The organism is Cryobacterium sp. CAN_C2 (assembly GCF_015751745.1).
GTDB lineage: Bacteria > Actinomycetota > Actinomycetes > Actinomycetales > Microbacteriaceae > Cryobacterium.
Genome location: NZ_JADOUX010000003.1, coordinates 214,053 through 238,084 on the forward strand (window position 1 = coordinate 214,053; position 24,032 = coordinate 238,084).

A 24,032-nucleotide genomic window follows, 5' to 3' on the forward strand; every position below is an offset into this window, starting at 1 on the left:
GCTGTCGCTGTCGCTGTCGCTGTCGCTGTCGCTGTCGCTGTCGACCACGGAAGCGAGACACGATCAAGACGGGCAGCCTCGCCAGCGAATGGCTCATTGGCGAATGGAGCGTTCGTTCGGGTGGAATGGTCATGGGAGAAGAAACAGTTGAACTCATTTACGCTCTCGGCGGTCATTCCGCATTCGAACGTTGAGTTCTTCAGCGCGCTTGGTAAGAAATGGCCCGTGGATGAAGGTCCGGGAAACCGGGAAAAATGTCCCCTTTGATTTGGCATCCCGATAGGCAATACTTGCCGGGTCGGCATTGCGTCAGCGGTGGCGAGAAACTTCAGCGACGATGCTAGGAGACCGGATGACCATCACACAAACGAGGCTCGACGATGTCGTCGCGGAGGTGACGGCAGTGGCCGCCGCTCACGCCGACCAGGTCGATACTGACGGCGCCTATCCGGTGGATGCAGTCGAGGCGCTGCGCACGAGTGGGCTGCTCGGGCTGGTGATCAGCGAGGATTCGGGGGGCATGGGCGCCGGTCCTGCTGAGTTCATCGAGGTGGTCGGCTCCATCGCTGCGGCCTGTGGATCGACCGCGATGATCTACCTGATGCACGTCGCCGCGGCGGTGACGGTGGCATCCGCTCCTCCGGTCGCGATGCCGGACCTCCTGTCGCGGATGGCGTCGGGCGAGGTGCTCGGCACCCTCGCCTTCAGCGAAAAAGGGTCGCGGTCACATTTCTGGGCTCCCGTATCGGAATCGGTCGCCGACGGCGATGACCTGCGCTTCACCGCGTACAAGAGCTGGGTGACCTCGGCCGCGCACGCGGACGTCTATGTGATGTCGTCACGGAGCGCGGTCGACCCCAAGACCGTCGACCTGTACGCGATCCCCGCTGGCACACCCGGTCTGGAGGTCGCCGGCCCCTGGATCGCCCTGGGGCTGCGCGGCAACGAGGCGAGCCCGATGTCGGTGGCGGTGACGATTCCGTCCGGCTATCGCATCGGCGAGGCGGGCAGCGGGTTCGGCACGATGATGGCCACTGTGTTGCCGTGGTTCAACCTGGGCAACTCGGCCGTGTCGCTCGGGCTCTCACGGGCGGCGGTCGATGCGGCGACGACCCACGTCACCGGTGCCCGCTTGGAGCACCTGGACCAGGCGCTGTCGGCGCTGCCGACCATCCGCGCTCAGGTGGCAAAAATGAGTATCGCGCTCGCCGCCCAGGGCGCGTACCTGGCGCAGGCCGCGGCTCGGGTGGCGAGCCCCGCCGCGGACACCGGATTGTTCGTGCTCGGGGTGAAAGCCTCCACGAACGATGCCGCGCTGACCATTACCGAATCGGCGATGCGGGTGTGCGGTGGGGCGGCGTTCTCAAAGCATCTTCCGATCGAGCGGGCCTTTCGGGATGCCCGCGCCGGGTCGGTCATGGCGCCGACGGCCGACGTGCTCTACGACTTCTACGGTAAGGCCCTCACCGGCCTTCCGCTGTTCTGAGCGGCGTATGTCACAGCTAATCGGAGCCCCTCTGCTCGTCGGAGCGGTCGCCTACACGCCGAACGTCGTTCCTATCTGGGAGGGTATCCGCGACTACTTTGACGAGCCCGATACGGCCATGGATTTCGTGCTGTTCTCCAACTACGGTCGCCTGGTTGACGCTCTGCGGGCCGGAATGATCGACATCGCCTGGAATACCAACCTTGCGTACGTCCGCGCCGTGCTGCAGACCGATGGGCACGTGCGGGCGCTCGCGATGCGCGACACCGACGCCGCATTTTCCACGGTGTTCGTGGCGGCGGCGGGAAGCGGCTGGTCCGGCCCCGGCGACATCGCGACCCGACGGCTGGCACTCGGGTCGGCGGACTCAGCGCACGCCGCGATCCTGCCCCTGCATTATCTGCGCGCAGCCGGCGTGGATGTCGACCACATGCAGGTCATCCGTTTCGATAGTGACATTGGCAAGCATGGTGATACGGGTCGCAGTGAGCTGGACGCGATCGACGCCGTTTTGGCCGGTGACGCCGATGTCGCCGCCATCGGTATCACGGTCTGGGAGAACATCGGCCGGGGGGATCTGATGCCCGGGATGCTGGAAGAGGTCTGGCAAACTGACGTCTACTCGCACTGCATGTTCACCGCTCTCGACACGCTCCCCGAGTCGGTGAGCGCTCCGTGGGTTGCGAAACTGCTCGCGATGGACTGGGAGGTGCCCGCGCACCGCCGCATCCTCGAACTGGAGGGCCTTACCAAGTGGGTTGAGCCGCACCTTGACGGCTACGCCGGCCTGTTCGAGGCGATCGAGGAACAGGGCGTCGATTCCCGATGGTAGTCATGGCGCTCATGCGCACCGTCGAACAGCTGGCCGAGGGCGACACGGCTGAGTTCCCGGTGGCCTCGGCGAGCGAACTTGACCTCGTGCGTCGATGGTGTGCGAAGACCGGCAACACGGTCGTGAGCACAATGATGGTCGAGAAAGACACCGGCCACGTAACCGTCGGCCGCGGACGCCCGCGCAACCCGGCGACGATGATCCCCGCCGACCGGATGCCCGGAGCACGACTCTGGTTGTACACCAACTTTCACTGCAACCTGGCCTGTGATTACTGCTGTGTCGCGTCCTCGCCAAAGACCGATCCGCGCCTTCTCGGAATTGAGACGATCCAGACCCTGGTCGTCGAAGCGGCAGCGTGGGGCGTGCGCGAGCTGTATCTCACCGGTGGTGAACCATTCCTCCTTCCGGACATCGATGCGATCGTGCGGGCCTGCGTCGAGCAACTGCCGACAACGCTGCTGACCAATGGAATGCTGTTCCGTGGCCTGGGATTGCGTAAGTTGCAGGCCATGCCGCGCGCGGGCTTCGCTCTTCAGATCAGCGTGGACTCGCCGACCGCTGAGGTGCACGACTCGCACCGCGGCGCCGGGAGTTGGAATCGGGCACTTGCCGGAATTCGGGTGGCACTCGACGAGGGCTTCACCGTGCGGGTCGCCGCGACCATCTCGGCGCACGACGACCCAGCCTTGGACGAGCTGCACGCCCTGTTTGACGGACTCGGGATTCCGCGGGCCGATCAGGTGATCCGTCCGATCGCACTCCAGGGCGTCGCCGATGAGGGGTTCACGTTCTCGCGGGAGTCGCTCATCCCCGAGGTGACCGTAACCGCCGAGGGCATCTACTGGCATCCGGTTGCAGCACTCGACGAGGACGCCCTCGTCAGCCGGCAGATCCTCCCACTCGCTCCCTCCCTCGACCTGGTCAGCGACCTTTTCGCCGAGCAGTGGTCGTCAATGACAGCCGCGTCCGCCCTGTTCGCCTGCGCCTGAACGGGAATGAGAACGCCGTGACCGGAATCAGGACGCCATTGACCGCCAAAGAGCTGGACGTCAACGCGATCCCGACTGGCCGACCCACTCGCGTGGTGCTCGCGGCCGTGCGGATCGCGGTCGGGCTGATGTGGCTGCAGAACGTCAACTGGAAACGCCCGCCCGACTTCGGGCAGGCTGCGGGCAGCGGGCTGTATCAGTACATTTCTTATGCCGTGGACAACCCGGTCCTGGCCCCCTTCAGCTGGCTGGTGCAGAACGTCATCCTCCCGAACTTCGCTCTCTTCGGCTGGGGGGTGCTCATCGCCGAGTTCTGCCTCGGCGCGTTCCTGCTGGTCGGACTCCTGACGCGTTTCTGGGCAATCGTGGGCATTCTGCAGACGATCGCGATCACCCTCTCGGTGCTGAACACGCCAGCGGAGTGGCAGTGGAGCTACTACCTGATGTTCGCCGCGCAATTCGTGCTCCTGGCTACCGCCGCTGGGCGCGTCGCGGGGGTCGACGGGCTGCTTCGCCCGCGCTGGTCGCTCGGCACGAGTAGGCTTTCCCGAATCGCGATGGCGCTGTCATGAACGCCTCGACGGGCAGGGCGCCTGTGCGGGACCCCCGCACCCTGAGCTGGCGCGCCCGCGGCCTGCTCGTCGCCGGGTTCACGGCGCTCAGTGCATTGTTCTCCCTGGTGGACTACACGCCACTGCATTTTGTTTCGGTGAACCTCGTGCAAGGGTTGCTGCTGGTCGGTCTGGCGGCGCTGGCCGCGGTGGGCTGCGCGCTGCGGCTCCCCGTGCTGGTTCTCGCCGCCGGCTCGATCTTGATCGTCGCCGGTCTGGTGCGGCTCGTGACCTATGGGCAAACGATCGGTATCATCGCCGGGTCGGTCAACGCCGCCGCACTGATGGTCGGATTCGGCACCGCGTTTGTCGCGATCTGGTGTACCTCTCGGCCGATAACTGCGACCCAATGAGGCGCACCGGGTCGCGCCAGTTGCTGCTGTATTCCACGCCGGCAACTGTCACGAATCCAATCCGGTGGAGTTCCACTTGAACGTTCACAGCTCCCACGAACCGATCGTGCCGCCATAACGGCCACACAGTTCTCGTCGCCTGACGAGTCAGCATTCGTGGCGTAACGTTGTCGAGGTCCGCTTCAACACTCACGTGCGGCGAGCGGGTAGGAAGCCTCATGACGTCGCAGCAATTCGATGCGGTTCTGGTCGACCTCGGAGGGGTGCTCACCGTCGATCCGTGGGAAGCGTTGCTGCTCACGCCGACCGAGGGCATCGCTGATCGACTGGGACTTGATCACACTGTCGTGCGCGAAGCCGGCAGAGTGCTCTGGAACGCCTATGCCCGTGAAGCCACGCCAGAGGATCTCTACTGGCACGAGCTCGCCGAGATCATTGGCGCGTACATTCCACCGACGATGATCGCAGAGGTGGAACGCAACCTGCTGCTGGCTACCCCCGGAGCGCAGCGGATGCTGGCCTTCCTTCGTGGGGCAGATCGCCCTTGGGGGCTGATCACCAACAACACTGCGTTCTGGTACCCGAAGCAGCTTGCCCTCCTCGGGATAGCCCCGAATGAACTGAGCTGGGAGTTCACGTCCTTCGGTGCCGGCGTGACGAAGGGTGATACTGATCCGGGACTCTTCGAGGTGGCCGCTGCCGTTCTTCGCCCGTCTCAAACCCTCGTAATCGACGATCGCGCATTCAATATCGTGCGCGCAAGGCGCTGCGGGTTTCAGGCGACAATGTATGGAGTGGGGGACGAGGTCCTGTTGTCTGCGGGATGGCAATCAAGGGGGAGTGATGATGTGGAAAAGAGCTGAAGGAGACGCGGGCGATGATCGTGCCCTTCAGCTGCAGGCAGCTCTCGCAGAATACGAGAGTTTGCGTCAGGAATCGATGGCATCGATCTCCAATCGCGTCACCATCGTCAACTTCACCTTCGGGGCTCTCGCCGTCATGATCGCGGGGCTGCTCGCACAGAAGGATCCGGGGCTGCTATCCGGCATCATAGCCGCGCTCTTCGTGCCGCAACTCGCCAAGACGGGTTTGCTCATCTGGCTCGGTGAATACGACCGTTCGCAGCGAGCGGGGCGTTGGATCCGCGACCTCGAACTGCGCATCAACGCTCTGGTCGACAATCGCTCGATGGCGTGGGAGAGCGCTTTGATGTCCAAGGGCAACCATATGTCCTACCCGTACGCGTCGACCGTTCTGCTCTTACTCGGCGCGGGCTGGGCGAGCCTGGTAGTGGGGATCGAGATCATCTACACGAATTTGAGCCCGGGTAATCCGGTCTGGTTAGAAGTGGCTGCCGTGGCCGGCCTCGCCGTGGTGGTTGTTGCCGAAGTGCTTTTCGTCGTGTTCTTCCGCAGCAAATGGCGTACCGTGCGCACGCACTACTCGCCGCGCAACGTTCACCTGTGGAACGAGCCGATCGGCTGATGCCTGCGAGCCGTGACCGCACCCGCTCGATTCGACGGGTTGGGCCAGGGCGGCACTGTCCCGGCGGACGTGATTCTGTCAGCTGGGTCATGGTCGACCTGGCGCCAACGCTTCGCCGCATCAGCGTCGTGCATGGAATCATTGTGTGGCCGACGGTTTCACCCGCTCGGTTGCTGGGCACGCGATGACTGTCGCGCAGTGGCACAATGGGCGCATGACGACCCTGCACCTCACCGGCGATGCCGCCGCCGACACTCTCCTCAGTGAGAACCCGTTCGCCCTGCTCGTCGGCATGCTGCTCGACCAGCAGATCCTCATGGAGGTCGCCTTCAGCGGTCCGGCCAAGATTCGCGACCGTATTGGCACCCTCGACCCGGCAACCATCGCGACCTACGACGCCGATGCCTTCGTGGAGGTCTTTCGCGTGACCCCGGCCGTGCACCGCTATCCCGGCTCCATGGCCGGCCGGGTGCAGGCTGTTGCCGAGGCAATCGTGCGCGACTGGGACGGCGATACGACCACCTTGTGGACAGGGGGCACTCCCGACGCAGCCGAGATTCTGCGCCGACTCAGAGCGCTTCCGGGTTTCGGTGAACAAAAGGCGAAGATCTTTCTGGCGCTGCTCGGCAAGCGACTCGGTGTCAACGCGCCCGGCTGGCGCGAAGCATCCGCTCCCTATGGGGAGGAAGGATCATTCCGGTCGGTGGCCGACATCGTCGACCCCGGCTCAGTCACACGCGTACGGGAGACCAAGCGCGCTGCCAAGGCCGCTGCAAAGGCGTAGTCTCGCGGGGTGAGCCCCCATTTCAGTGCGCAGACATTCGACTTTCTCGACGAACTTGAGCACCGCAACGAACGCGAGTGGTTTGAAGAGCACAAACCTGTCTACGAGCACGAACTGAAAAGGCGGATGCTCGCGGTCATTGAGTCGCTCAACGGCGGGATGGGTGACTTCGCTGGCGACTACATTCGCCCGCCGACCAAGGCGATGCTGCGCATCTATCGCGACGTGCGATTCTCCAAGGACAAGACGCCGTACAAGACACATCTGGCCGCCTCCTGGCCCCGGCACGGGTTGGAGAAGGCCGGGGCAGCCGGGTACTTTCTTCAGGTGGGTGTGCACGGTGTCATGGTCGCCGGCGGAGCATATGCTCCGCCGGCACCGCAACTGCGGGCCATCCGCGACTACGTACTCGACCATCATGTTGAGCTGCGCTCGCTGCTGGCGGCCCCCGCGCTCGGGACGGTGGCAGAACCGTTCAGCGGTAATCAGCTCAGCCGCCCGCCCCGAGGGTTTCCCATCGATCATCCGGCGGCCGACCTGTTGCTCAATCGCAGCTGGGCCCTGTTCTCGACCCTTCCCGGGGATGTGGCGCTGCAGGACAACTTCATCGACCTCGTTATTGAACGGTTTCGAGCCTTCCAGCCGTTCATCGACTTTCTGAACGTGCCCCTGGCCACGGCCACCCCGCTCGAGCAGGAAGCGGCATCGGGGCGGCGTCGCTTCGCCTGACTGCGGCCGGCAGAACAATGGCGGCGCCGACTAGGCCATCGTCGTAATGCGGTCCAGTACCTGCTCCGGAACCGCCCCTCGCGGCACCTCGCCCACCAGAAAGTCGCCGTCGGGAAGTGTGCCGGTGTCGGTCGTCCAGAAATCCGCGCCGATCACGGCACCGCTCAGTTCGCTGCCGTGCAACTCGACCCGATCCTCGTGCCGCTGGCCGAGTGCCCACCGATAGTGGTCGGTGACGTTGGCAATCGGCGAATACGTTGCCAGTGGCACCGATGCAGCGTTGCCACCCGGGCCGCGGTCGTCGAGCAAGACGGCGATTAAAGGTAGCGCGGCGAATCCGCGTAGCCAGTCGGCGACGTACATGGATGCGTTTTCGGCGGTGTCGGCGTCGAGCCCTGACACGTCGGTCGCCCCCGAAAACGGATGCGTGCGCGCCAGCCACTGCATTGGCGACGGAATCTGCAGCACGACGGGCACCCGCTGCGTCTGGCTGAAGGTGGTGGCAAGTTCGATGACGAATGCGGTCGTCTCAGCATTGTGGAGCAGGGTGCGGAGGGCATAGCCGGTGCGAGATTTAGCGCCCATTGCCGCTTGCAGCGTCGGATCGGCGGCGACACGCTGAGCGTAGAACCGATCAAGGCTCAGTAGTGCGAGGTCAGACTTGAGTACGCCCTGAACCTGGCCGAAAAAGTTCGCGTAGGCCATCGGTTCCTGCCACGGGACGGGCTTGCCCTGCAAGAAAACGGATTGGGCATAGTCGTGGCTGTCCAGCACGACAGCCCGACGGCGGCCCGACGTGGGCTCGGCCAGAAGCGCATTCAGCGAAAGTGTCACGGTGTCTCCCATCAATCAATCAAGTAGTTCGACCCGCGGCTGCGGGGCCGCGAGGAGACGGCCCCGCAGCCGCGGGTCAGCAGGCGGATACTAGGATTTGTGCTCGACGACTTCGCCGTATTTCTGCTCGAGTTCGCGCACCCGGGCTTCTAGCTTGGTGATCTTGAGCACCCGACGGTCAGGAACCATGATCAGCGGGAGCTCGGCGAGCTTGCCGGTGACCCGTTCCGGTTCCAGTCCACCCCAGTGGGTGGCGATCAGGTTTTCGTCGTCGTCCTGGCCCCAGGAACCGAAGTACAGCAGGTCGGCCGGCGGCTCTTCCTGCACAAACTTCTTCACGAACTCCTTGTAGGGAGTGCCGCGCGCAATGCGGTCCCGGCGCATCTGGGCCCGCCGCTCGTTGGTCTGATCTTCGTGCACGACGTAGGTGCCGGGTTCCCACACCACGCCGTACATGCTCGAGGCGGTGTGGGCGCTGATGCGGTCGAGCTCCAGATCGGTCACCACGAGTTCCGGGTCGCGCTCCAGCACATCGCCGTAGCCGCCGCCCGCTCCCTGGGCGATCATGTAGAGCTCGCCCTCTTTTGCCACGTCGAACTGCAGCCCCATGTGCGAGGACTGATAGTCGCCGCCCTCGAACGGCTGCTCGTTCATCACCCGTTCCATGGAGAGATTGAACTGCGTCGGGTCCTTTTTGATGATGTCGTAGATATTGACGTTTTTCACCATCGCGAGCGGGTATACCGGGCAGCCATAGCCACCGAACATGCCGGGCACGGAGGAGAACTTCGATCCGCTCGTGACGGTCATGAAACCCCAGCTGGGTGTGCCGCGTGAGGCGACCATCATTTCGTAACCCATGCCACCGCGGAATTTTCCAAAGCCCTGGTTGTCACGAACGAGACGCTTGCTGACGAGTTGCAGGAACGGCACCTCTTCTTCCATGACTTCCTGCTCGCCGATGTCGGCCATCGCGCAGAACAGCGGGGCGACGGCGTCCTCGCCATCACGGAAGGCTTTCGCTCCGCCACCCATGCCGTTCAGGTCGGCGCACAGGTTGCCGACCTGTTCGCCGTTCTGGGTAGTACCGCCCCACAGAAAGTCGTTGATCTGGTTGAACCAGGGTGCCACGACGTTGGAGTATTTCTGCGGTGCCGAGAACTGCATCTTGGCAAATGCGCTCTGCAGCGCGGAGAAACCGCGGAAGGAGGCTTGCAGCGACTGGCCAACGGGAGCGTCGTAACCGGCATCCGCCCAGCTGTGCTCTTCGGTGATGACGTCAATCGGGCTCATCGCCCCGGTGGAGCGTGGCAGGTCGGGCCACCAGTACGACAAAATAGCCTGCACCATGAATGCCTTGGTCGAGGCGAGTGGCGAGTTGATGGCCCGGTTGAGAATCTCGGGGCCGGTCCCGGTGAGGTCCACGATCATGCGCTCGCCCTTGATGGTGATCTTGCAGGCGAACTTGATCAGGATGTTTTCTTTCAGCGTCGAGTCGACGAACTGGTTGAACGTAACCGTGCCGTCGGGCAGTTCGCCGATGCGGCGGCGCACCTCGGTCTCCACGTCTTCCACGGTGACGCGCAGGGAGGCAACGAATGTCTCCTGCCCGACCTCGTCGATGAGACGGTCGACGGTGTCCATGATGCGGCGCACGGCGCCCATTTTCACCTTGATGTCGGCGAGCATGAGTTTCGGGTCGCGGGTGGAGTGCTGCAGGAAGGTCAGCAGGTCGCGGCGCAGGTGGCCCTTCTCCACGATCTTGATCGGCGAGGCCCGCAGGCCGTCGTCGAACGGTGTCTCCGAGCCCGACGGCATGCCGCCCGGCTCGCAGGCGCCGTTTTCACCCTCGTGAATGGTCGCGCCAACCCAGGCGATGATGATTCCATGGCGAATGACCGGCACCAGCATCGACTGATCAGTGTTGTGCACCATGCCGAAGCGGGAGTCGTTGTGGAAGAATCCGTCACCCTCGTTGATGCCGACGGTGGGCTCGTTCTTCCAGTTCTTCATGATGTAGCGGATGGGGTGGTGCAGTACCGCGGAGAACGCGATAACGCCGCGATTGGAGAGATAGGTGACGTCACCCTCGGCGGTATAAACGGCGCAGGACAGGTCGGCCCATTTTGCGCCGGGAGCGGCACCCATGCTTTCGCACATTTCGAAGGCTTCGTCGAGGGCACCGGCCAGGCGCTTGCGGATGCGGTCAATCTCCAAGGGGTCGATCCCGTTGGCGATGCACTCCTCTTCATAGTCCGTGCGCGGCATGATCTCGTGGTGGCGCATGATGGCCGGGTCGGGTCCGAGAAAGAGGGTGGTCTCGTCCATGAACTTGTCGACCCACTGCTGTTCCTGGTCGGTCAGTAGCTGGTTGGCATCGTCGTCGTTTCCACTGGTGGGTACGAATTCGTCAGTTGTCAGTGTCATAGTGCTCAAGCTCCTTTGCTTATGCGAGTGCTGATGCGAGGTGAGGCGGGGATGGAGGGAATGCTTAGTCGCTGAGCAGCCAAACCGCTCCCTGCACGGTCGGCTCCAGGCGCCAGCCCGGCTCCACCAGATAGGTCGTGTTCTCGGTCGTGACAATCGCCGGACCGTGAATCACATATTCGTGTTTGAGCGCTTCGGCATCGTAAACGGGGGTGTCTACGGCGCCATTAATGCTGGTGAAGTGCACCGTACGGTGCGAGAGCGAGGCTGGTTTGATCTTTTCGCCGCCGATCTTGATCGACTCGAACTGAACCACTTCGCCCTCGATGAACGATGCGACTCGAATCGTCTGCACTCGGATGCCCGCCTCCGGTGCCTGCGTCCCCTCGCCATAGCGCTCGCCGAAAATATCGGAGAAGGTCTTGATCAGGTGCAGCACATCGGCGACCCCGTTGACCCGGTTGATGTCGAACGCGACGGCCGTTGTGACGAGCTGGTTACCGTAGCGCATGTCCATCTCGAGGCGGTAGCGCACGTCGGCGCGGTCGTAGCCCTGGCGCACCAGATCTTCGGCGCCCTTGGCTTCCAGATCCTCGATGTACCCGTTCAGAGCCTCATATTCGCTGTACAGGCTGCGCTTGATCGCCTCATAAAGAACGACGTAGGCGCTGCGTTCGTGAATGTGCAGCGGTTGCATATTGCCGGCGCCGAGCGCCGAGAACACCGAGGCGAACGGCGGAAACAGAATGCGGCTGATGCCGGCGCTGGCCGCGATGCCGCAGGCGTGCAGCGGGCCATTACCGCCGTAGGCGAGCATCGTGTAGTCCTCGATCAGGCCGCCACGCGAGCGCAGCTCCTTTTCGATACCGATCGCCATCTGCTCGTCAACGGTTTTCTTGATCACCTTGGCGACCTCGACCGCGTCGAGATCAAGCTCGTCGCTGAGCGTTTCGTCGATCACGTAGATCGAGCGCTTTTTGTTGAGCTTGATGTGCCCGTTGGCGTAGTTCTCAGGGTCGAGGTAACCAAGCACGAGGTCGGCATCGGTCACGGTTGGACGCAGTCCGCCGCGGTCGTAGCAGGCCGGGCCCGGGTCGCTTCCGGCCGACTCCGGTCCGATCTGAATCGCGTGGTGAATGCGATTGTAGGCGGCGATCGAGCCGCCACCGGCGCCGAGGGTGTTGAGGTGAATCATCGGTGCCGACACCATCCAGCGCCCGATGGTGGGCTGGAAGTCGTAGTGCCGCACCCCTCCCTCGGGCACCAATCCGATATCGAACGAGGTGCCGCCCATGTCCATCGACACGACGTCGCCGAGCCCGGTCGATTCCGAGAGGTGCTGGGCCGCGCCGACGCCGGCGATCGGTCCGGAGTGAATCGTTTGCAGCGCATCCGTTGAATTGGGCTGCGCCATGCCGCCCGAGTTGTGGATAACGAGCATCGGCTTCTCATAGCCCGAGTCGCGCAGGTTGTTCGAGAGCTGGTTGAGCGCGAAAAACATCGTCTGGTGCAAAAAAGCGTCGACGATGGTGGCCATCGCCCGCACATATTCGCCTTTGCGGCCCGAAACCTGGCTGCTGAGCAGTACTGGGATAGACCCGAGTTCGTGCGCGGGGTACTCGTCGAGAATGATCTCGAGGATGCGATCTTCGTGTACCGAGTTTTCGGTGGCGTTGGTCAGCGCAATGACGATGGCCTCTGCGCCGTTGTCGACGAGTTCGCGTACCTGGGTGCGCACATCGTCGTACATCAACGGCACGAGCACTTCACCGACCGAGTCGATGCGTTCCTTGACCGAGCGGATGAGCCGACGTGGCACGAGCGGGTCAGGGCGCTGGGCGTCGGGCATGTCACCCTGTTTGATGCCGTCGAGCCCTTCGCCGTAACCACGGCCGCGGGAAAGCGGGATGGTGTCCTCGAAGCCGTGGGTGACGATCGCTGCCACCCGGGGGCCCTTGCCCTCGATCAGCGCATTGGTGCCAAGGGTGGTGGCATAGCGCACCGAGTCGACCTCTTTGAGCGCTTTTTCCCGGCTGATGCCGGCCCGCTCGCAGGCCCGGTCGAGGGCTTCGTTGAAGCCGAGGGCGAGGTTGTGGTGGGTGGTGAGTGCCTTCGACTCGATGTACACGTCGTCCCAGACGAAGAAGCAGTCGCTGAATGTGCCGCCGATGTCTACGGATATTCTTTTCACGGTCAGTGCCCTTCGGTCTGGTGCGCGTGGGAGTGTGCCGACGCGGAATCAAACTGGGCGCTGAGGTCGGTCTCGGCGTTCTCGCCCGGGCCGTAGTTGACGACTTCTTCGGGGTTGCCGCCATGGGCTTCCCACTTCTCGCGCAGCGAGTCGATGTCCCAGAGCATGTCAACGGTCGGAGGGTGTCCCGGAGGCAGATATTCGGCCTCGATCTGGGTGCCGCAGGTGGGGCAGTAGAACTCCAGGATGCGGCAGAAGGTCGGGTCGGGCGAGAAGGTGAACTCGTACTTGTCCGGGTCAATCACCGGGGGGTGAATCTCCTGCGGGTCCCGGTCGAAGACCAGGGTTCCTTCCTTGTAGTTGCCGCGGGCGTCACCGAAGTCGTGGGCGCAGATGCGGCAGATCCATCTCTCAGTTTCGAGGTCGATGAGCAGGTATTCGGTCATGGGAACGCGCATTTTGTTTGTACCTTCCTGGGGAAACAAATTAGAACGTGTCGGTGAGTTGGAGGTCGCCGGCGGCGGAGACCGTGAGGGTCCAGCCAAGCGGCACTCGTGCGGTGAAGAATGGGCCCTCGACAATGGCTGGCCCGGCGGCAGTGGCACCGGGCTTCTGGTCATCGAGGAGGTACACGGGGGTGCTGTCGATTTGGGTGGCCGTGGAGCGGACCTGTCGGGTGTCGGCGGGTACGGCGGCGATGGCCGTCGCGGGCTCCCCGCTGGCAATGGCCGGGTGCGGCAACTCGAAAGTGGCCTTGAGCGAAAGGATTTCTTCACCGTCTTCGATGATGGTCGTCCATTCCAGTTCGCACTCGCTCAGGTCGTGACCTTCCTGGAACATGTCCTTGCCGGCATCCGTCTGCATGGCGGTTCGCGCCGCGCTGAGCTCGGCATCCGTGAATCCGGTCACATGGGTTTCGTACGATTGAGAGATGTCCGAGAAGCTGATGCCGTAGGCCGAGAACACTGCGGCGAGCCTCGGCACGAGCACGGTGCCTGCACCCGCAATGCGTGCGGCGCTGCAGGCGCTCATCGGTCCGCCACCGCCGAACGCAGCGACCGTTGTGTCGCCGGTCGGGCTCACGAGGTCGGCGAAGGACTGTGCCAGATGGCTGGAGTAGTTTTCCTCCATGCGAATCAGCGCCTCCTCGAGGCTGATGCCCAGAGGGTCGGCGACGGTTTTCGTGATGACCTGGCGTGACCGCTCAGCATCGAGGGCCATCTCGCCGTTCAGGTAGGTGGCGGGGTCGAGCACTCCGAGCAGCAGATTGACGTCGGTGATCGTGGCTGAGGTGCCACCGAAACCGAAGCACGCCGGACCGGGCGCGGCACCGACACTTTCCGGTCCGACCGTGATCTCGCCATCGCGCACGGCGATGATTGAGCTGCCACCAACTCCGGTCGAACGCACGTCGCTCATTTCATAGGAGATGTCGACACCCTGGATCGATCCGCGCCGGTCCACGGCAATAGTGCGGTTGGAGACGGTTCCGACGTCGGTTGTGGTACCGCCAACATCGATCATGAGCACGTTGTCGAGCCCATAGGCCTCGGCGAGGGCCCGCGTGCCCTCGAGCCCGCCGCGCGGCCCCGAGGAATAGGTCTTGAGTGCAACCGACTTGGCGACGCGGGAGGATGCTCCGTCGTTGCGGTAGATCAACAGGGGGTTTTTGACCTTATAGGCGCGCAGTCGGTGTTCAGCGCTGTAGAGAAAGCGCTCCACGGTGGGGTGCAGAAAGGAATTGAGAATGCCCGACCAGACCTGGCGCTGCCTCGACGTGTCCGAGGCGAACTCGCGCGAGAACAGAATCGGCACCGAGCCGAGCAGGTGACGGGGAAAGTTCTTGAGCATGGTGCGCTTGAACAGGTGCTCGCGTTCAGGGCTAATGCCAGCCACGACCAAACGTTCCGCTCCGGCGGTGGTCAGCCGGTTGATCTCGGCGACCAGCTGCTGCGAGAGTTCTTGGGATGTACCCTCGACCGAAACAATGCCAACACGGGCTCCGATCAGATCGCTAAAGAGTGCGGCCGTGTCGTTCGAAGTGCCGAGCGCGTCGGGCAAAGCGGGATCGTCGGTGATGAGCCCGATCAGCGGGCCCTTGCGCTGAACCAGTGCGTTCGTGCCCTGCGTCGATGAATAGCGGATGTGCTGGGTCGAGTGCAGCAGGCCGGCCAGATTGGCCTCGCCGTAGATCTGCGCCGATGCCTTCGTCATTGCATCGAACAGACACTGGGACAGGTCGACCGGCGTGGTGAGGGTTTTGGTGAACGTGAATTCCGTTCCGCTGGCGACGACAATATCGGTGAGAGTTCCACCGTTGTCGATGTTGATCAATCGTTCCATGAGCGCTCCTTTGCGGTTTGTGGTGAGTGATCGATGCTCCCTGGGGAGCCTCTCCACCAACAGTGGCCCCGCTGTCGAGGCGGGGTGTGTCCCACATTGGGACACACCTCGGCTAGCGGTCGCCGGGTCTCAGAGGGCATGCTTAGAGAGTCCACAAGGGAGTAGATATGCACAGAATCGCCGAGCGGCGCGTTAAAATCGCCGCTGCCCGCGCCGATTTCCTCCGCTTCGGGACCGCTGAGACGCAGTCAGTTCCCGGGCCGGTTGCGGCTTCCTGGCAGCGATCCTTGTCCGCCGGCGTAGACGCGGGCTCGTCTCAGGCGGTGTTTCACAGCGATCTGGATCTCACCGGTCGGCTCATGCGCTGCTCGGAGCCGGTCATTGCCCGGCTGAGCGATGAGATGGCCCAAATGCCGCTGTCGATCGTGCTCACCGACTACAAGGCGAGAATTCTGAGTCGCTCCGAAACCGATACAAGGATCGGAACCTTGCTCGATGACGTATCGCTGGCTCCGGGTTTCAACTACGCCGAGGCGAGCGTGGGAACCAACGGCATCGGCACCGTGCTCGAGTCGGGTCAATCGCTCTATATCGTGGGACCCGAGCATTTTCTCGAGCATTTGCAGCCGTTCGCGTGTGCCGGTAGCCCTATTCGCGACCCGCTCACGGGCCGGGTCGAGGGGGTGCTCGACATCAGCTGTCTCAGCGAGTACGCCAACCCGCTCATGCATTCCCTCGTGCAGTCGGCCGCCCACGAGATTGAGCGCAACCTGCTCGTCGATCGCAGCCAGCGGCAACAGGCCCTGTTTGAGGCGTACGTGCGGGTGGACGCCCGCAGTCGCGGCGCGGTCATGGCGATCGGCGGCACCGTCGTGATGGGCAACGCCGTGGCGCAGACCCTGTTCGCCCCCGATGAACAGTGGACCATTCACGAGCACGCTCGCTACCTCATGATCTCGCCGGGGCATCCGGTGGATCAGATCGAATTGTCATCGGGCAAGGTCGTGCATATTCGGGGCAAGCGCGTCGTGGTGGGCCTCGACGTCGCAGGCATCGTCGTGGTCGTTGAGATCGTCTCGGAGCCGATGGCGCCCACGGGCGGGAACGGTCTGAACCGGCTGACGCTGCCCAAACGCGAGCCACGGTCAAGCGAACCGCAGGTCGCGGCGATTCTCAGCGACATGTCATCGCTGCTCGGAAAGCGGGCATCGGATAGCGTTGTGTCGGCCCTCACCGCCGGCGCGGCGCTGCTCGTTCTGGGGGAGGCGGGCGGCGGCAAGGTGTCGCTCGTGGCCGAGCTCTTCAGCCACATTGTGCCCGCAGGTCGCAGCGTTGTGTACTGCGCCGACGACCTGAATGACCACGGCCTGCAACCCGCTCTTGACCGAGACCGCTCTAACGCGGCGGCCCAGCCCACGCTCTACGTCTTTCGCAATATTGATCGGCTCAACACGCGAGCGGTCACCGAACTCGACGCCTTTCTCAGCTCGCGCGAACTGAGAACCGGGGGGGCGAGCGGTGCTGCTGACGGTGTCGCGGTCACGGTATCGCAGCCCGATATTCAGGAAGATCTGGCTGCTGCTCACCCGTACACGACCCTGCTGCACCATTTCGAAACATCCGTGACGGTGGCGCCCTTGCGTCATCGCATCGACGACTTGCCCGACATCGTCACCCGGGTGCTCGCGCGGAGGGCCGGATTGCGCCCCGCCACCGTGAGTGCCCCGGCGATGCGGGTGATCTCCCGCTACCCCTGGCCGGGCAATATCAGGCAGCTCGAAGAAGCGCTCGATACCGCCCTGCTCACTCGACCGGTCGGTGCCATCCAGGCCGAAGATCTCCCCGCCTACTGCCATGGCGGTGCGCCTCGGCTGTTGTCGGCGCTCGAAGCGGGGGAGCGCGACCTCATAGTCGGCGCGCTGCACAAAACTGAAGGCAACCGGATGCGCGCGGCCGAGTCCCTGGGAATCGCCCGGTCGTCGCTCTATCGCAAGCTGAAAAGCTTCGGAATCACGGTCACCGACTCGTAGTCGCAGGCGGCAGCGAGTGATCGAGGGGTCTACGCGTGCGCGCCGCGCAGCCGCACGACTGACCAAACGACCACGACGGCAACGAGCACCATGGCGGAGACGCCGACGGTTGAATACCCGGCCAGCGCCAGAATCGGCCCGGCTAGTGCGCCCCCGAGTGCGCCGGCCGCGTTCATGGAGAGGTCGGAGAACCCCTGCAGCGAGGAACGATCCTCAATCTCGACGGCCTCCGAGATGAGTGCCGAGCCAGCCACAACGGAGGCCGACCAGCCGAGGCCCAGAAAAATCAGACTCACAGTCATCGCGCCCTGCGTGCCATCGCTCATCCAGGCGACGGTGAGCGCGACCAACAGCATTGCCTGCCCGCTGAGAATAACCGGAAGTCGTCCAACGCGGTCGGAGAGCGCACCGAATACGGGGGAGAGGGCGTACATTCCGGCCACGTGCAGGCTGATTGTCAGCCCGACGATCGTCAGCGTGGCCCCGTGGTCCCGCAGGTGCACGGGCGCCATCGACATGAGCGCGACCATGGTGGCATGGCTGAGTGCGATCACGACCACGGCGTAGCGAGCCGCCGCATTGCCGTGCAGAATGGCCAGACCGCCACTGGCCCGGCGAATTCCCGCTCGCGCCGTGCGTGCCGCCAATGCGGTCAGAAGAGGGTCGGGTCGCAATCCGACGGCATAGACGAGGGCGGCGGCGACCGTCGCGGTGAGCGAAAAAGCGAACGCGCCCGTCATTGCGGGGAGTCCGAGTGCGGCGCCGAGCGCTTCGCCCGGTCCGAAGAGGTTGGGGCCAAGCACGGCGCCGATGGTGGTCGACCAGACCACGATCGAGAGGTCGCGGGCACGAAAGCGCGCGGTGGCGAGATCGGTGGCCGCGAATCGGGCCTGTAAATTCGTGGCCGATCCGGCACCGAGCAGCATGAGCGCGAGCAGAAGCAGAGGAAAAATATCAACGGCAACCGAGGTGATGGCCAATATCGCGCCAGCGGCGGCCACCAGCGAACCGGTCGCGAGCGATACTCGACGGCCGTGTGCCTGGGCCAGGCGGGCGAGCGGCACGGCCACGATCGCCGCACCCAGGGTGCTCATGGTCGCGGCCATACCGGACCACGCGCTCGATCCCGACAGCTCGGCGGCGAGCAGCGCGCCCAGCGACAGGGTCGCTCCCATGCCGATTCCGCCAAGAATCTGCCCGGCAATGAGCACCCGCACGACGCGCTTCTGTAAGTCGGTGTGCATGACTTGAGTGGGCGGCACAGTCGTCGGCTCGCCGTGTGTCGTGTCGTTGTTCACAGTCTGGTCCCTTGGTTGCGGCCGCGACAGGCGTGTGACTGGACTGCTCGTGAGCCGCTTGAAACTCACTCTACCGAGCAGCTTGCCCGGTTTAGGGTCGGCCGGGCGCCTCGCGCAATGAGAATATGGGGTAATGACCGGAACACTCGTGGCCAAGGGCCTGGCCGGCGGCTTTGCGCACCGCACCCTGTTTGAATCTCTCGACCTCACGGTCACCCCCGGCGACGTCGTCGGTGTCGTCGGTGCCAACGGCGCCGGTAAATCCACGCTGTTGAACCTGCTCGCCGGGCTCGACGAGCCGCAGGCCGGCACGATCACGCTCAGCCCCGTGGATGCTTTCGTTGGCGCGCTCCCGCAGGAGCACGAACGGGTGCCCGGGGAAACGATCGGCGGCTACATTGCTCGGCGCACGGGCTGCGCCGAGGCGACCCGCGAAATGGACGCCGCCGCATCCGCTCTCGGAGACCCGCAGCCACGCCTCGATGGAATCGACCCGGCCGACACCTATACGACGGCCCTGGAGCGTTGGCTGGCCAGCGGGGCCGCCGACCTCGACGAACGGCTGCCGATCGTTCTCGCCGACCTGGGCCTCGCGCTCGGCACGTCGCTCACGGCCGACAGCCTGATGACCGCGCTCTCGGGCGGCCAAGCCGCGCGCGTCGGATTGGCCGCCCTGCTGCTCTCCCGCTTCGATATCGTGCTGCTCGATGAGCCCACCAACGACCTCGACCTTGACGGACTCGAGTGCCTCGAAGCCTTCGTCAGGGGCTTGCGCAGCGGTGTCGTTCTGGTCAGCCACGACCGCGAATTTCTCGCCCGCTGCGTCACCCGAGTGCTCGAACTCGACCTCGTTCAGGGTGCGAACCGCGTGTTCGGCGGCGGCTATGATTCCTACCTCGAGGAACGCGAAACGGCCAGACGGCACAACCGCGAGAACTACGACGAGTTTGCGGCCAAGAAAGCCGACCTCGTTGGCCGGGCGAGAACCCAGCGGGAATGGTCGAGCCAGGGTGTGCGCAACGCCCTAAAGAAGGCGCCCGACAACGACAAGATCCGGCGCAAGGCCTCCGTCGAGTCGAGCGAGAAGCAGGCGCAGAAGGTGCGTCAGATGGAAAGCCGCATCGCGCGCCTCGAGGAGGCCCCGGAGCCCCGTAAGGAGTGGCAGCTGGAGTTCACCATCGGTTCGGCCCCGCGCTCTGGCGCCGTCGTGGCGACGCTGCGCAACGCCGAGTTTCGGCAGGGTAACTTCACCCTCGGCCCGGTGTCGTTGCAGGTCAACGGCGGCGATCGCATCGGCATCACCGGCCCGAACGGCGCCGGCAAATCCACCCTGTTGCGTGCGCTGCTCGGTCGTCAGAAAGCGGATGCCGGCCGCGCTCACCTCGGCACCAGCGTCGCGATCGGTGAAATCGACCAGGCCCGGGCTCTTCTGGCCGGTGCCCGGCCCCTGTGCGCGAGCTTCGAGGTGCTCGTTCCCGAACTCTCTCCCGCCGAGGTGCGCACGCTGCTGGCCAAGTTCGCGCTCAAAGCCGACCATGTGAACCGCCCGGTCGACGAGCTCTCGCCGGGGGAGCGCACCCGGGCCGGTCTGGCTCTGCTGCAGGCGCGCGGCGTCAACCTGCTCGTGCTCGATGAACCCACCAACCACCTCGACCTCGCCGCCATCGAACAACTCGAGCAGGCGCTCGACTCCTACGAGGGCACGCTGCTGCTCGTCACGCACGACCGGCGCATGCTCGACAACGTGCACACCGATCGGCACTGGAACGTCGACGCAGGCCAGGTCACCGAGCTCTGACGTCGATGGTCGAGCCTGCCTCGATCATCGCGGCCCGAGATTCAACTCGACAAGCTCGACCAGGCCTCGACCATTGGGGGTTAGCGGGACTGGCGCTTCTTACCTTGGCGCGGCTGGCCCTTGACCGCGGGCGCGCGGCCCCTGCCTTTGGACGCTTTGGCCTTGCCGCCGGTGTTCTGCGTCTGGCCGGGTGCGGCCGAGACCGCGCGGCGGGCATCCGTCAACAGGGCGACGCCGGCGTCGGTCAGGGTGGTTGCCTGGGCATCGCGATCGAACAGGGCGAAGCCAACCTGGGCTTCGAGCTTCTTGATCGAGGCGCCGAGGACTGTGCGATCGACGCCGAGCCTGCTGGCGGCGCGAGCAAAGTCGGGCTCCTCGGCAGCGGCAATGAACTGCCGAAGCAGGGTGGTATCCATGAGAAGTCCTTCGCCTTACCCGCGGGTGCGGTTGCCTTACAGGCTACGCGCCCCGGTCGGTTTGGGCGAACGTGATGACTCACTCCAGCAAGCGGATGACGGCCGGCTGGCGACCGAAGACACGATCCAGCTGAGCGATTGGCGCTTTAGACTTTACGACCCGCCGCCGACGTGGTTCGCTGGGTACATGCGCACCCTACCGATGTTCCCCCTGGGATCCGTGCTGTTCCCCCACATGCCGCTGCAGCTGCGGGTGTTTGAGGAACGGTACCTCGTCATGCTCGCGCGCGTTCTTGATTCCCCACCGGCCGAATTCGGCATCGTGCTGATCGAGCGTGGGCAGGAGGTCGGCGGCGGTGAACGTCGCTTCGGCATTGGCACCGTCGCCCGGGTCACCCAGCTGGAAGCGCCCGAGGGCTTCCTCGGACTGGTCGTGCAGGGGGAGCGCAGAATCGAGGTGACCGAGTGGATGCCGGAGGACCCGCATCCGCTGGCCACCGTGCGCGAACTGCCCGACCTGGAGTGGGACGATTCGCTGCTGCCGCGCCGGGAACAGGCCGAACAACTGGTGCGGCGCACCCTGGCGCTCGCGAGCGAGTTCACCGACCAGCAGTGGTCGCCCGACGTGGAGCTGTCCCAGGATCCGATTGCCGCGGCCTGGCAGCTCGCCGCGATCGCCCCGGTTGGGCCGCTCGACCAGATCGCGCTCCTGCGCTCCGAGACCATGGCGGCCCTGCTCGACAACATCATCGAACTCACCCAGGCTGCTGCAGACTCCTTGGCGTGGTGACGGGACTAAACCCCGATGTCGCGTCGCCGAGCCGTGAGTCTCGATGCCAGAAATGCCGAAAATCGCCCCCAACTCACGGCTCGGCGGCTGCATCAGCTGGTGTTCAATGGTCTAGATGACAGAAATTCCACCAGTCTCCGGCGCCATCATCGGCCCCGACGGCCTCGCTCGCCCACTCTGGGCCTCGGTCGATCCGATGCTGCGCGACTACTACGACACCGAGTGGGGCGTTCCGGTGCAAAGCGAACACGCCCTGTTCGAGCGCATCAGCCTCGAGGCGTTCCAGTCCGGACTGTCCTGGGCCATCATTCTGCGCAAGCGCCCCGGGTTTCGCGCGGCTTTTGCCGATTTCAATCCAGACCGGGTCGCCACCTTCGACGACGATGACATGGCTCGGCTGCTGAACGACGCGAAGATCGTGCGCAACCGTCTGAAAATCCGCGCCACGATCACCAACGCGCAGGCCACGGTCGCCCTGCGCGAGCAGAGTGGACTGGTCGATTTTGTCTGGTCGTTCCGGCCAGACACGACCCCCGAGCCGCGCACACAGGCCGACGTGCCGACGAGCTCCGCGGAATCCATTGCCCTCTCGAAGGCGCTGAAGAAAGTGGGTTTCGTCTTCGTCGGCCCCACCACAATGTTCGCCCTGATGGAGGCGATCGGCATGATCGATACCCACCTGCTCGACAGCCATCGTCGCGGCAGCAGCGGGGTGTGGGGCTAGGCTGAGCAGCAGTATCGACGACAGCAATATCGACCACAACTGAACATCGGGCCATATGGACGATGCGGGAGAGTTCGGCGCGTAGGCGTGCGAACACCGAAGGAGCAATCCTCCCCGACAATCTCTCAGGTACTCGTACCGCATCGAACTGGCCACTCTGAAAAGTAGACGGTGCGCGCCCGGCGCGACGAACAGTCTCGCCCACGGTGAAAGTCAGTGCGCACGCGCTGGTGAAGCTCTCAGGCACGAGCGACAGAGGGGGAGTTCCCACGAGGCTCAACCGAGCCTCGCACCAGCCGCGGCCGTACCTTTCGGCCCTGTCACCCGGAGAACTCATGACCTCGGCCGATTCCAGCACCACTTCCTCCGCACACACTGAGCGCTTCTCGCCGCTGCACCAGGCGCACGTCGACAATGGTGCGACCTTCACCGACTTCGCTGGTTGGCAGATGCCGGTACGCTACTCCAGCGACCTCGCCGAGCACCATGCTGTTCGTAACGAGGCCGGCCTGTTCGACCTGTCGCACATGGCCGAGATTCTGGTCGAGGGCGCGGATGCCGCCGCGTACCTCGACTATGCGCTGGCCGGCAAGCTCTCGGTCATCGAGCTGTGGCAGGCCAAATACAGCCTGCTCCTCGCCGAGAACGGCGGCATCATCGACGACCTCGTTGTCTACCGCCTCGGCGACGAGAAGTTCCTCGTCGTCGCCAACGCCGGCAACCGGTTCGCCGCCTTCGAGGAGCTGCTCGCCCGCTCCGCCGATTTCGCCGTGAGCGTCGTCGACCAGAGCGACGACTACGCACTCATCGCCGTGCAGGGTCCGAATGCCCTCGCCATTCTCGACGCCACCGAGGGCGTGACCGACCTGGGCGCCGACCTGCATTTCATGAAGTACTACCGCATTACAGATGCCTTCTTCCGCGGCCAGCCGCTGCTCGTCGCCCGAACCGGGTACACCGGTGAAGATGGCTTCGAGCTGTACCTCGCGGCCGCTCACGCCCGCGAATTGTGGGACGCCCTCGTGGTCGCTGGCGGCGACAAGGGTTTGGTTTTGGCCGGACTCGCCAGTCGCGACACGCTCCGCCTCGAAGCCGGCATGCCGCTCTACGGACACGAGCTGACCCTCACCACCTTCCCGGCACAGGCCGGCCTCGGCCGCGTCGTCAACCTGGGCAAGGAGAACGACTTCGTCGGCCGGTCCGCGAGCGAGACCGGGCCGAAGCAGGGGGCATCCGTTTTGGTGGGCCTGATTGCCGCCGGCAAGCGTGCCGGGCGCGCCGACTACGAGATCTTCCGCAGTCCCGATGCCGAAAAGAGTGACGGTGCCATCACGAGCGGCGCCCTCTCGCCGACCCTCGGCTACCCGATCGCCATGGCCTACGTCGCCCCCGACCTCGCTCGCCTCGGCACCGAGGTCTACGTCAACGTGCGGGGAACCCGCATTCCAGCCACCGTCACCTCGCTTCCCTTCTATAAGCGCATCAAGTAGACCAGCGTCCCCTCTGAATCCGTGCAACCTGTGAAAGGCAACACCATGACAGACACATCGAAACTGCAGTACACCGCCGAGCATGAGTGGGTTTTGGTCGACGGCAGCATCGCGACCGTCGGCATCACCGCCTATGCCGCCGAGAAGCTTGGCGACGTCGTCTTCGTCGAGCTGCCCGAGGTGGGCAGCACTGTCGCCGGCGGCACGGTCGTCGGCGAGATCGAATCGACGAAATCGGTCGGCGAACTTTTCGCCCCGGTCAACGGCACCGTCACGGCCACCAACGACCACGTGATCGACAGCCCCGAACTCGTCAACAGCGATCCGTTCGGCGATGGCTGGCTGATCAAGGTTGAATTCGAGACCCTTCCCACCCTGCTCAGCTTTGCCGAGTATTCCGCCCTGATCGGAGAGTAACG

General features: G+C 64.4%; 22 protein-coding genes and 1 riboswitch. Of the genes, 15 read left to right on the forward strand and 7 right to left on the reverse strand.

The window, feature by feature from the left end:
- The first annotated feature begins 352 nt into the window (after positions 1-352).
- From fadE16 to IWX77_RS04205, 9 genes are all read left to right on the forward strand, one after another.
- On the forward strand, positions 353-1,486 hold the full coding sequence (gene fadE16 / locus IWX77_RS04165; RefSeq protein ID WP_196843253.1) for an Rv1679 family acyl-CoA dehydrogenase: 1,134 nt from the start codon (positions 353-355) through the stop codon (positions 1,484-1,486).
- A gap of 7 nt (positions 1,487-1,493) precedes the next feature.
- Complete coding sequence (locus IWX77_RS04170; RefSeq protein WP_196843254.1) at positions 1,494-2,318, forward strand: Rv1680 family SBP-like protein; 825 nt, start codon at positions 1,494-1,496, stop codon at positions 2,316-2,318.
- Between the two features lie 2 nt (positions 2,319-2,320).
- On the forward strand, positions 2,321-3,310 hold the full coding sequence (locus IWX77_RS04175; RefSeq protein ID WP_196843255.1) for an Rv1681 family radical SAM protein: 990 nt from the start codon (positions 2,321-2,323) through the stop codon (positions 3,308-3,310).
- A gap of 17 nt (positions 3,311-3,327) precedes the next feature.
- Positions 3,328-3,882, forward strand: coding sequence for a DoxX family protein (locus IWX77_RS04180; protein ID WP_196843256.1), 555 nt, complete (start codon positions 3,328-3,330; stop codon positions 3,880-3,882).
- Positions 3,879-4,274, forward strand: a complete 396-nt coding sequence (locus IWX77_RS04185; protein WP_196843257.1) for an Rv1678 family membrane protein — start codon at positions 3,879-3,881, stop codon at positions 4,272-4,274. The genes IWX77_RS04180 and IWX77_RS04185 overlap by 4 nt, the downstream gene beginning before the upstream one ends.
- A gap of 218 nt (positions 4,275-4,492) precedes the next feature.
- A complete protein-coding gene (locus IWX77_RS04190; protein WP_196843258.1) occupies positions 4,493-5,137 on the forward strand; it encodes an HAD family hydrolase in 645 nt (214 codons plus the stop codon).
- Positions 5,118-5,759 carry a hypothetical protein gene (locus IWX77_RS04195; RefSeq protein WP_196843259.1) on the forward strand — a complete coding sequence of 214 codons (642 nt, stop codon included), beginning with the start codon at positions 5,118-5,120 and terminating at the stop codon, positions 5,757-5,759. The genes IWX77_RS04190 and IWX77_RS04195 overlap by 20 nt, the downstream gene beginning before the upstream one ends.
- Positions 5,760-5,973: 214 nt before the next feature.
- On the forward strand, positions 5,974-6,543 hold the full coding sequence (locus IWX77_RS04200) for an HhH-GPD-type base excision DNA repair protein (RefSeq protein WP_196843260.1): 570 nt from the start codon (positions 5,974-5,976) through the stop codon (positions 6,541-6,543).
- Positions 6,544-6,552: 9 nt separating this feature from the next.
- Positions 6,553-7,272, forward strand: coding sequence for a DUF2461 domain-containing protein (locus IWX77_RS04205; protein ID WP_196843261.1), 720 nt, complete (start codon positions 6,553-6,555; stop codon positions 7,270-7,272).
- Positions 7,273-7,302: 30 nt separating this feature from the next.
- On the opposite strand, the gene IWX77_RS04210 is transcribed toward IWX77_RS04205, so the two are convergent.
- From IWX77_RS04210 to IWX77_RS04230, 5 genes are all read right to left on the reverse strand, one after another.
- The gene (locus IWX77_RS04210; protein ID WP_196843262.1) at positions 7,303-8,106 is read right to left on the reverse strand and encodes a hypothetical protein; all 804 of its coding nucleotides are present in this window, start codon (positions 8,104-8,106) and stop codon (positions 7,303-7,305) included.
- A 90-nt stretch (positions 8,107-8,196) separates the two neighbouring features.
- The gene (locus IWX77_RS04215) at positions 8,197-10,533 is read right to left on the reverse strand and encodes a hydantoinase B/oxoprolinase family protein (protein ID WP_196843263.1); all 2,337 of its coding nucleotides are present in this window, start codon (positions 10,531-10,533) and stop codon (positions 8,197-8,199) included.
- 64 nt (positions 10,534-10,597) lie between these two features.
- Positions 10,598-12,724 carry a hydantoinase/oxoprolinase family protein gene (locus IWX77_RS04220; RefSeq protein WP_196843264.1) on the reverse strand — a complete coding sequence of 709 codons (2,127 nt, stop codon included), beginning with the start codon at positions 12,722-12,724 and terminating at the stop codon, positions 10,598-10,600.
- 2 nt (positions 12,725-12,726) lie between these two features.
- Positions 12,727-13,182 (reverse strand): acetone carboxylase subunit gamma, encoded by a 456-nt coding sequence (locus IWX77_RS04225; protein ID WP_196843265.1) that lies wholly within the window; start codon positions 13,180-13,182, stop codon positions 12,727-12,729.
- A 28-nt stretch (positions 13,183-13,210) separates the two neighbouring features.
- Positions 13,211-15,067 carry a hydantoinase/oxoprolinase family protein gene (locus tag IWX77_RS04230; RefSeq protein WP_196843266.1) on the reverse strand — a complete coding sequence of 619 codons (1,857 nt, stop codon included), beginning with the start codon at positions 15,065-15,067 and terminating at the stop codon, positions 13,211-13,213.
- 323 nt (positions 15,068-15,390) lie between these two features.
- On the opposite strand from IWX77_RS04230, the gene IWX77_RS04235 reads away from it, so the two are divergent.
- Positions 15,391-17,097: a sigma-54-dependent Fis family transcriptional regulator gene (locus IWX77_RS04235; RefSeq protein WP_196843267.1), complete on the forward strand. Its 1,707-nt coding sequence runs from the start codon at positions 15,391-15,393 to the stop codon at positions 17,095-17,097.
- 29 nt (positions 17,098-17,126) lie between these two features.
- Here IWX77_RS04235 and IWX77_RS04240 read toward each other — a convergent pair whose 3' ends face one another.
- A complete protein-coding gene (locus IWX77_RS04240) occupies positions 17,127-18,341 on the reverse strand; it encodes an MFS transporter (RefSeq protein ID WP_196843268.1) in 1,215 nt (404 codons plus the stop codon).
- A gap of 187 nt (positions 18,342-18,528) precedes the next feature.
- On the opposite strand from IWX77_RS04240, the gene IWX77_RS04245 reads away from it, so the two are divergent.
- Positions 18,529-20,193, forward strand: coding sequence for an ABC-F family ATP-binding cassette domain-containing protein (locus tag IWX77_RS04245; protein ID WP_196843269.1), 1,665 nt, complete (start codon positions 18,529-18,531; stop codon positions 20,191-20,193).
- A gap of 80 nt (positions 20,194-20,273) precedes the next feature.
- Here the strand turns inward: IWX77_RS04245 and IWX77_RS04250 are convergent, their stop codons facing one another.
- Entirely contained in the window at positions 20,274-20,609 is a 336-nt protein-coding gene (locus IWX77_RS04250; RefSeq protein WP_196843270.1) for a LysR family transcriptional regulator, read from the reverse strand.
- A gap of 187 nt (positions 20,610-20,796) precedes the next feature.
- Between IWX77_RS04250 and IWX77_RS04255 the strand changes: the two genes are divergently transcribed.
- From IWX77_RS04255 to gcvH, 4 genes are all read left to right on the forward strand, one after another.
- Positions 20,797-21,399, forward strand: coding sequence for an LON peptidase substrate-binding domain-containing protein (locus IWX77_RS04255; protein WP_196843271.1), 603 nt, complete (start codon positions 20,797-20,799; stop codon positions 21,397-21,399).
- Positions 21,400-21,514: 115 nt separating this feature from the next.
- Positions 21,515-22,123, forward strand: a complete 609-nt coding sequence (locus IWX77_RS04260) for a DNA-3-methyladenine glycosylase I (RefSeq protein WP_196843272.1) — start codon at positions 21,515-21,517, stop codon at positions 22,121-22,123.
- 55 nt (positions 22,124-22,178) lie between these two features.
- A riboswitch (glycine riboswitch) is annotated at positions 22,179-22,274 on the forward strand.
- 184 nt (positions 22,275-22,458) lie between these two features.
- Positions 22,459-23,613 (forward strand): glycine cleavage system aminomethyltransferase GcvT, encoded by a 1,155-nt coding sequence (gcvT, locus tag IWX77_RS04265; RefSeq protein ID WP_196843273.1) that lies wholly within the window; start codon positions 22,459-22,461, stop codon positions 23,611-23,613.
- A gap of 45 nt (positions 23,614-23,658) precedes the next feature.
- Positions 23,659-24,030 (forward strand): glycine cleavage system protein GcvH, encoded by a 372-nt coding sequence (gcvH, locus tag IWX77_RS04270; protein WP_196843274.1) that lies wholly within the window; start codon positions 23,659-23,661, stop codon positions 24,028-24,030.
- Positions 24,031-24,032 lie beyond the last annotated feature (2 nt).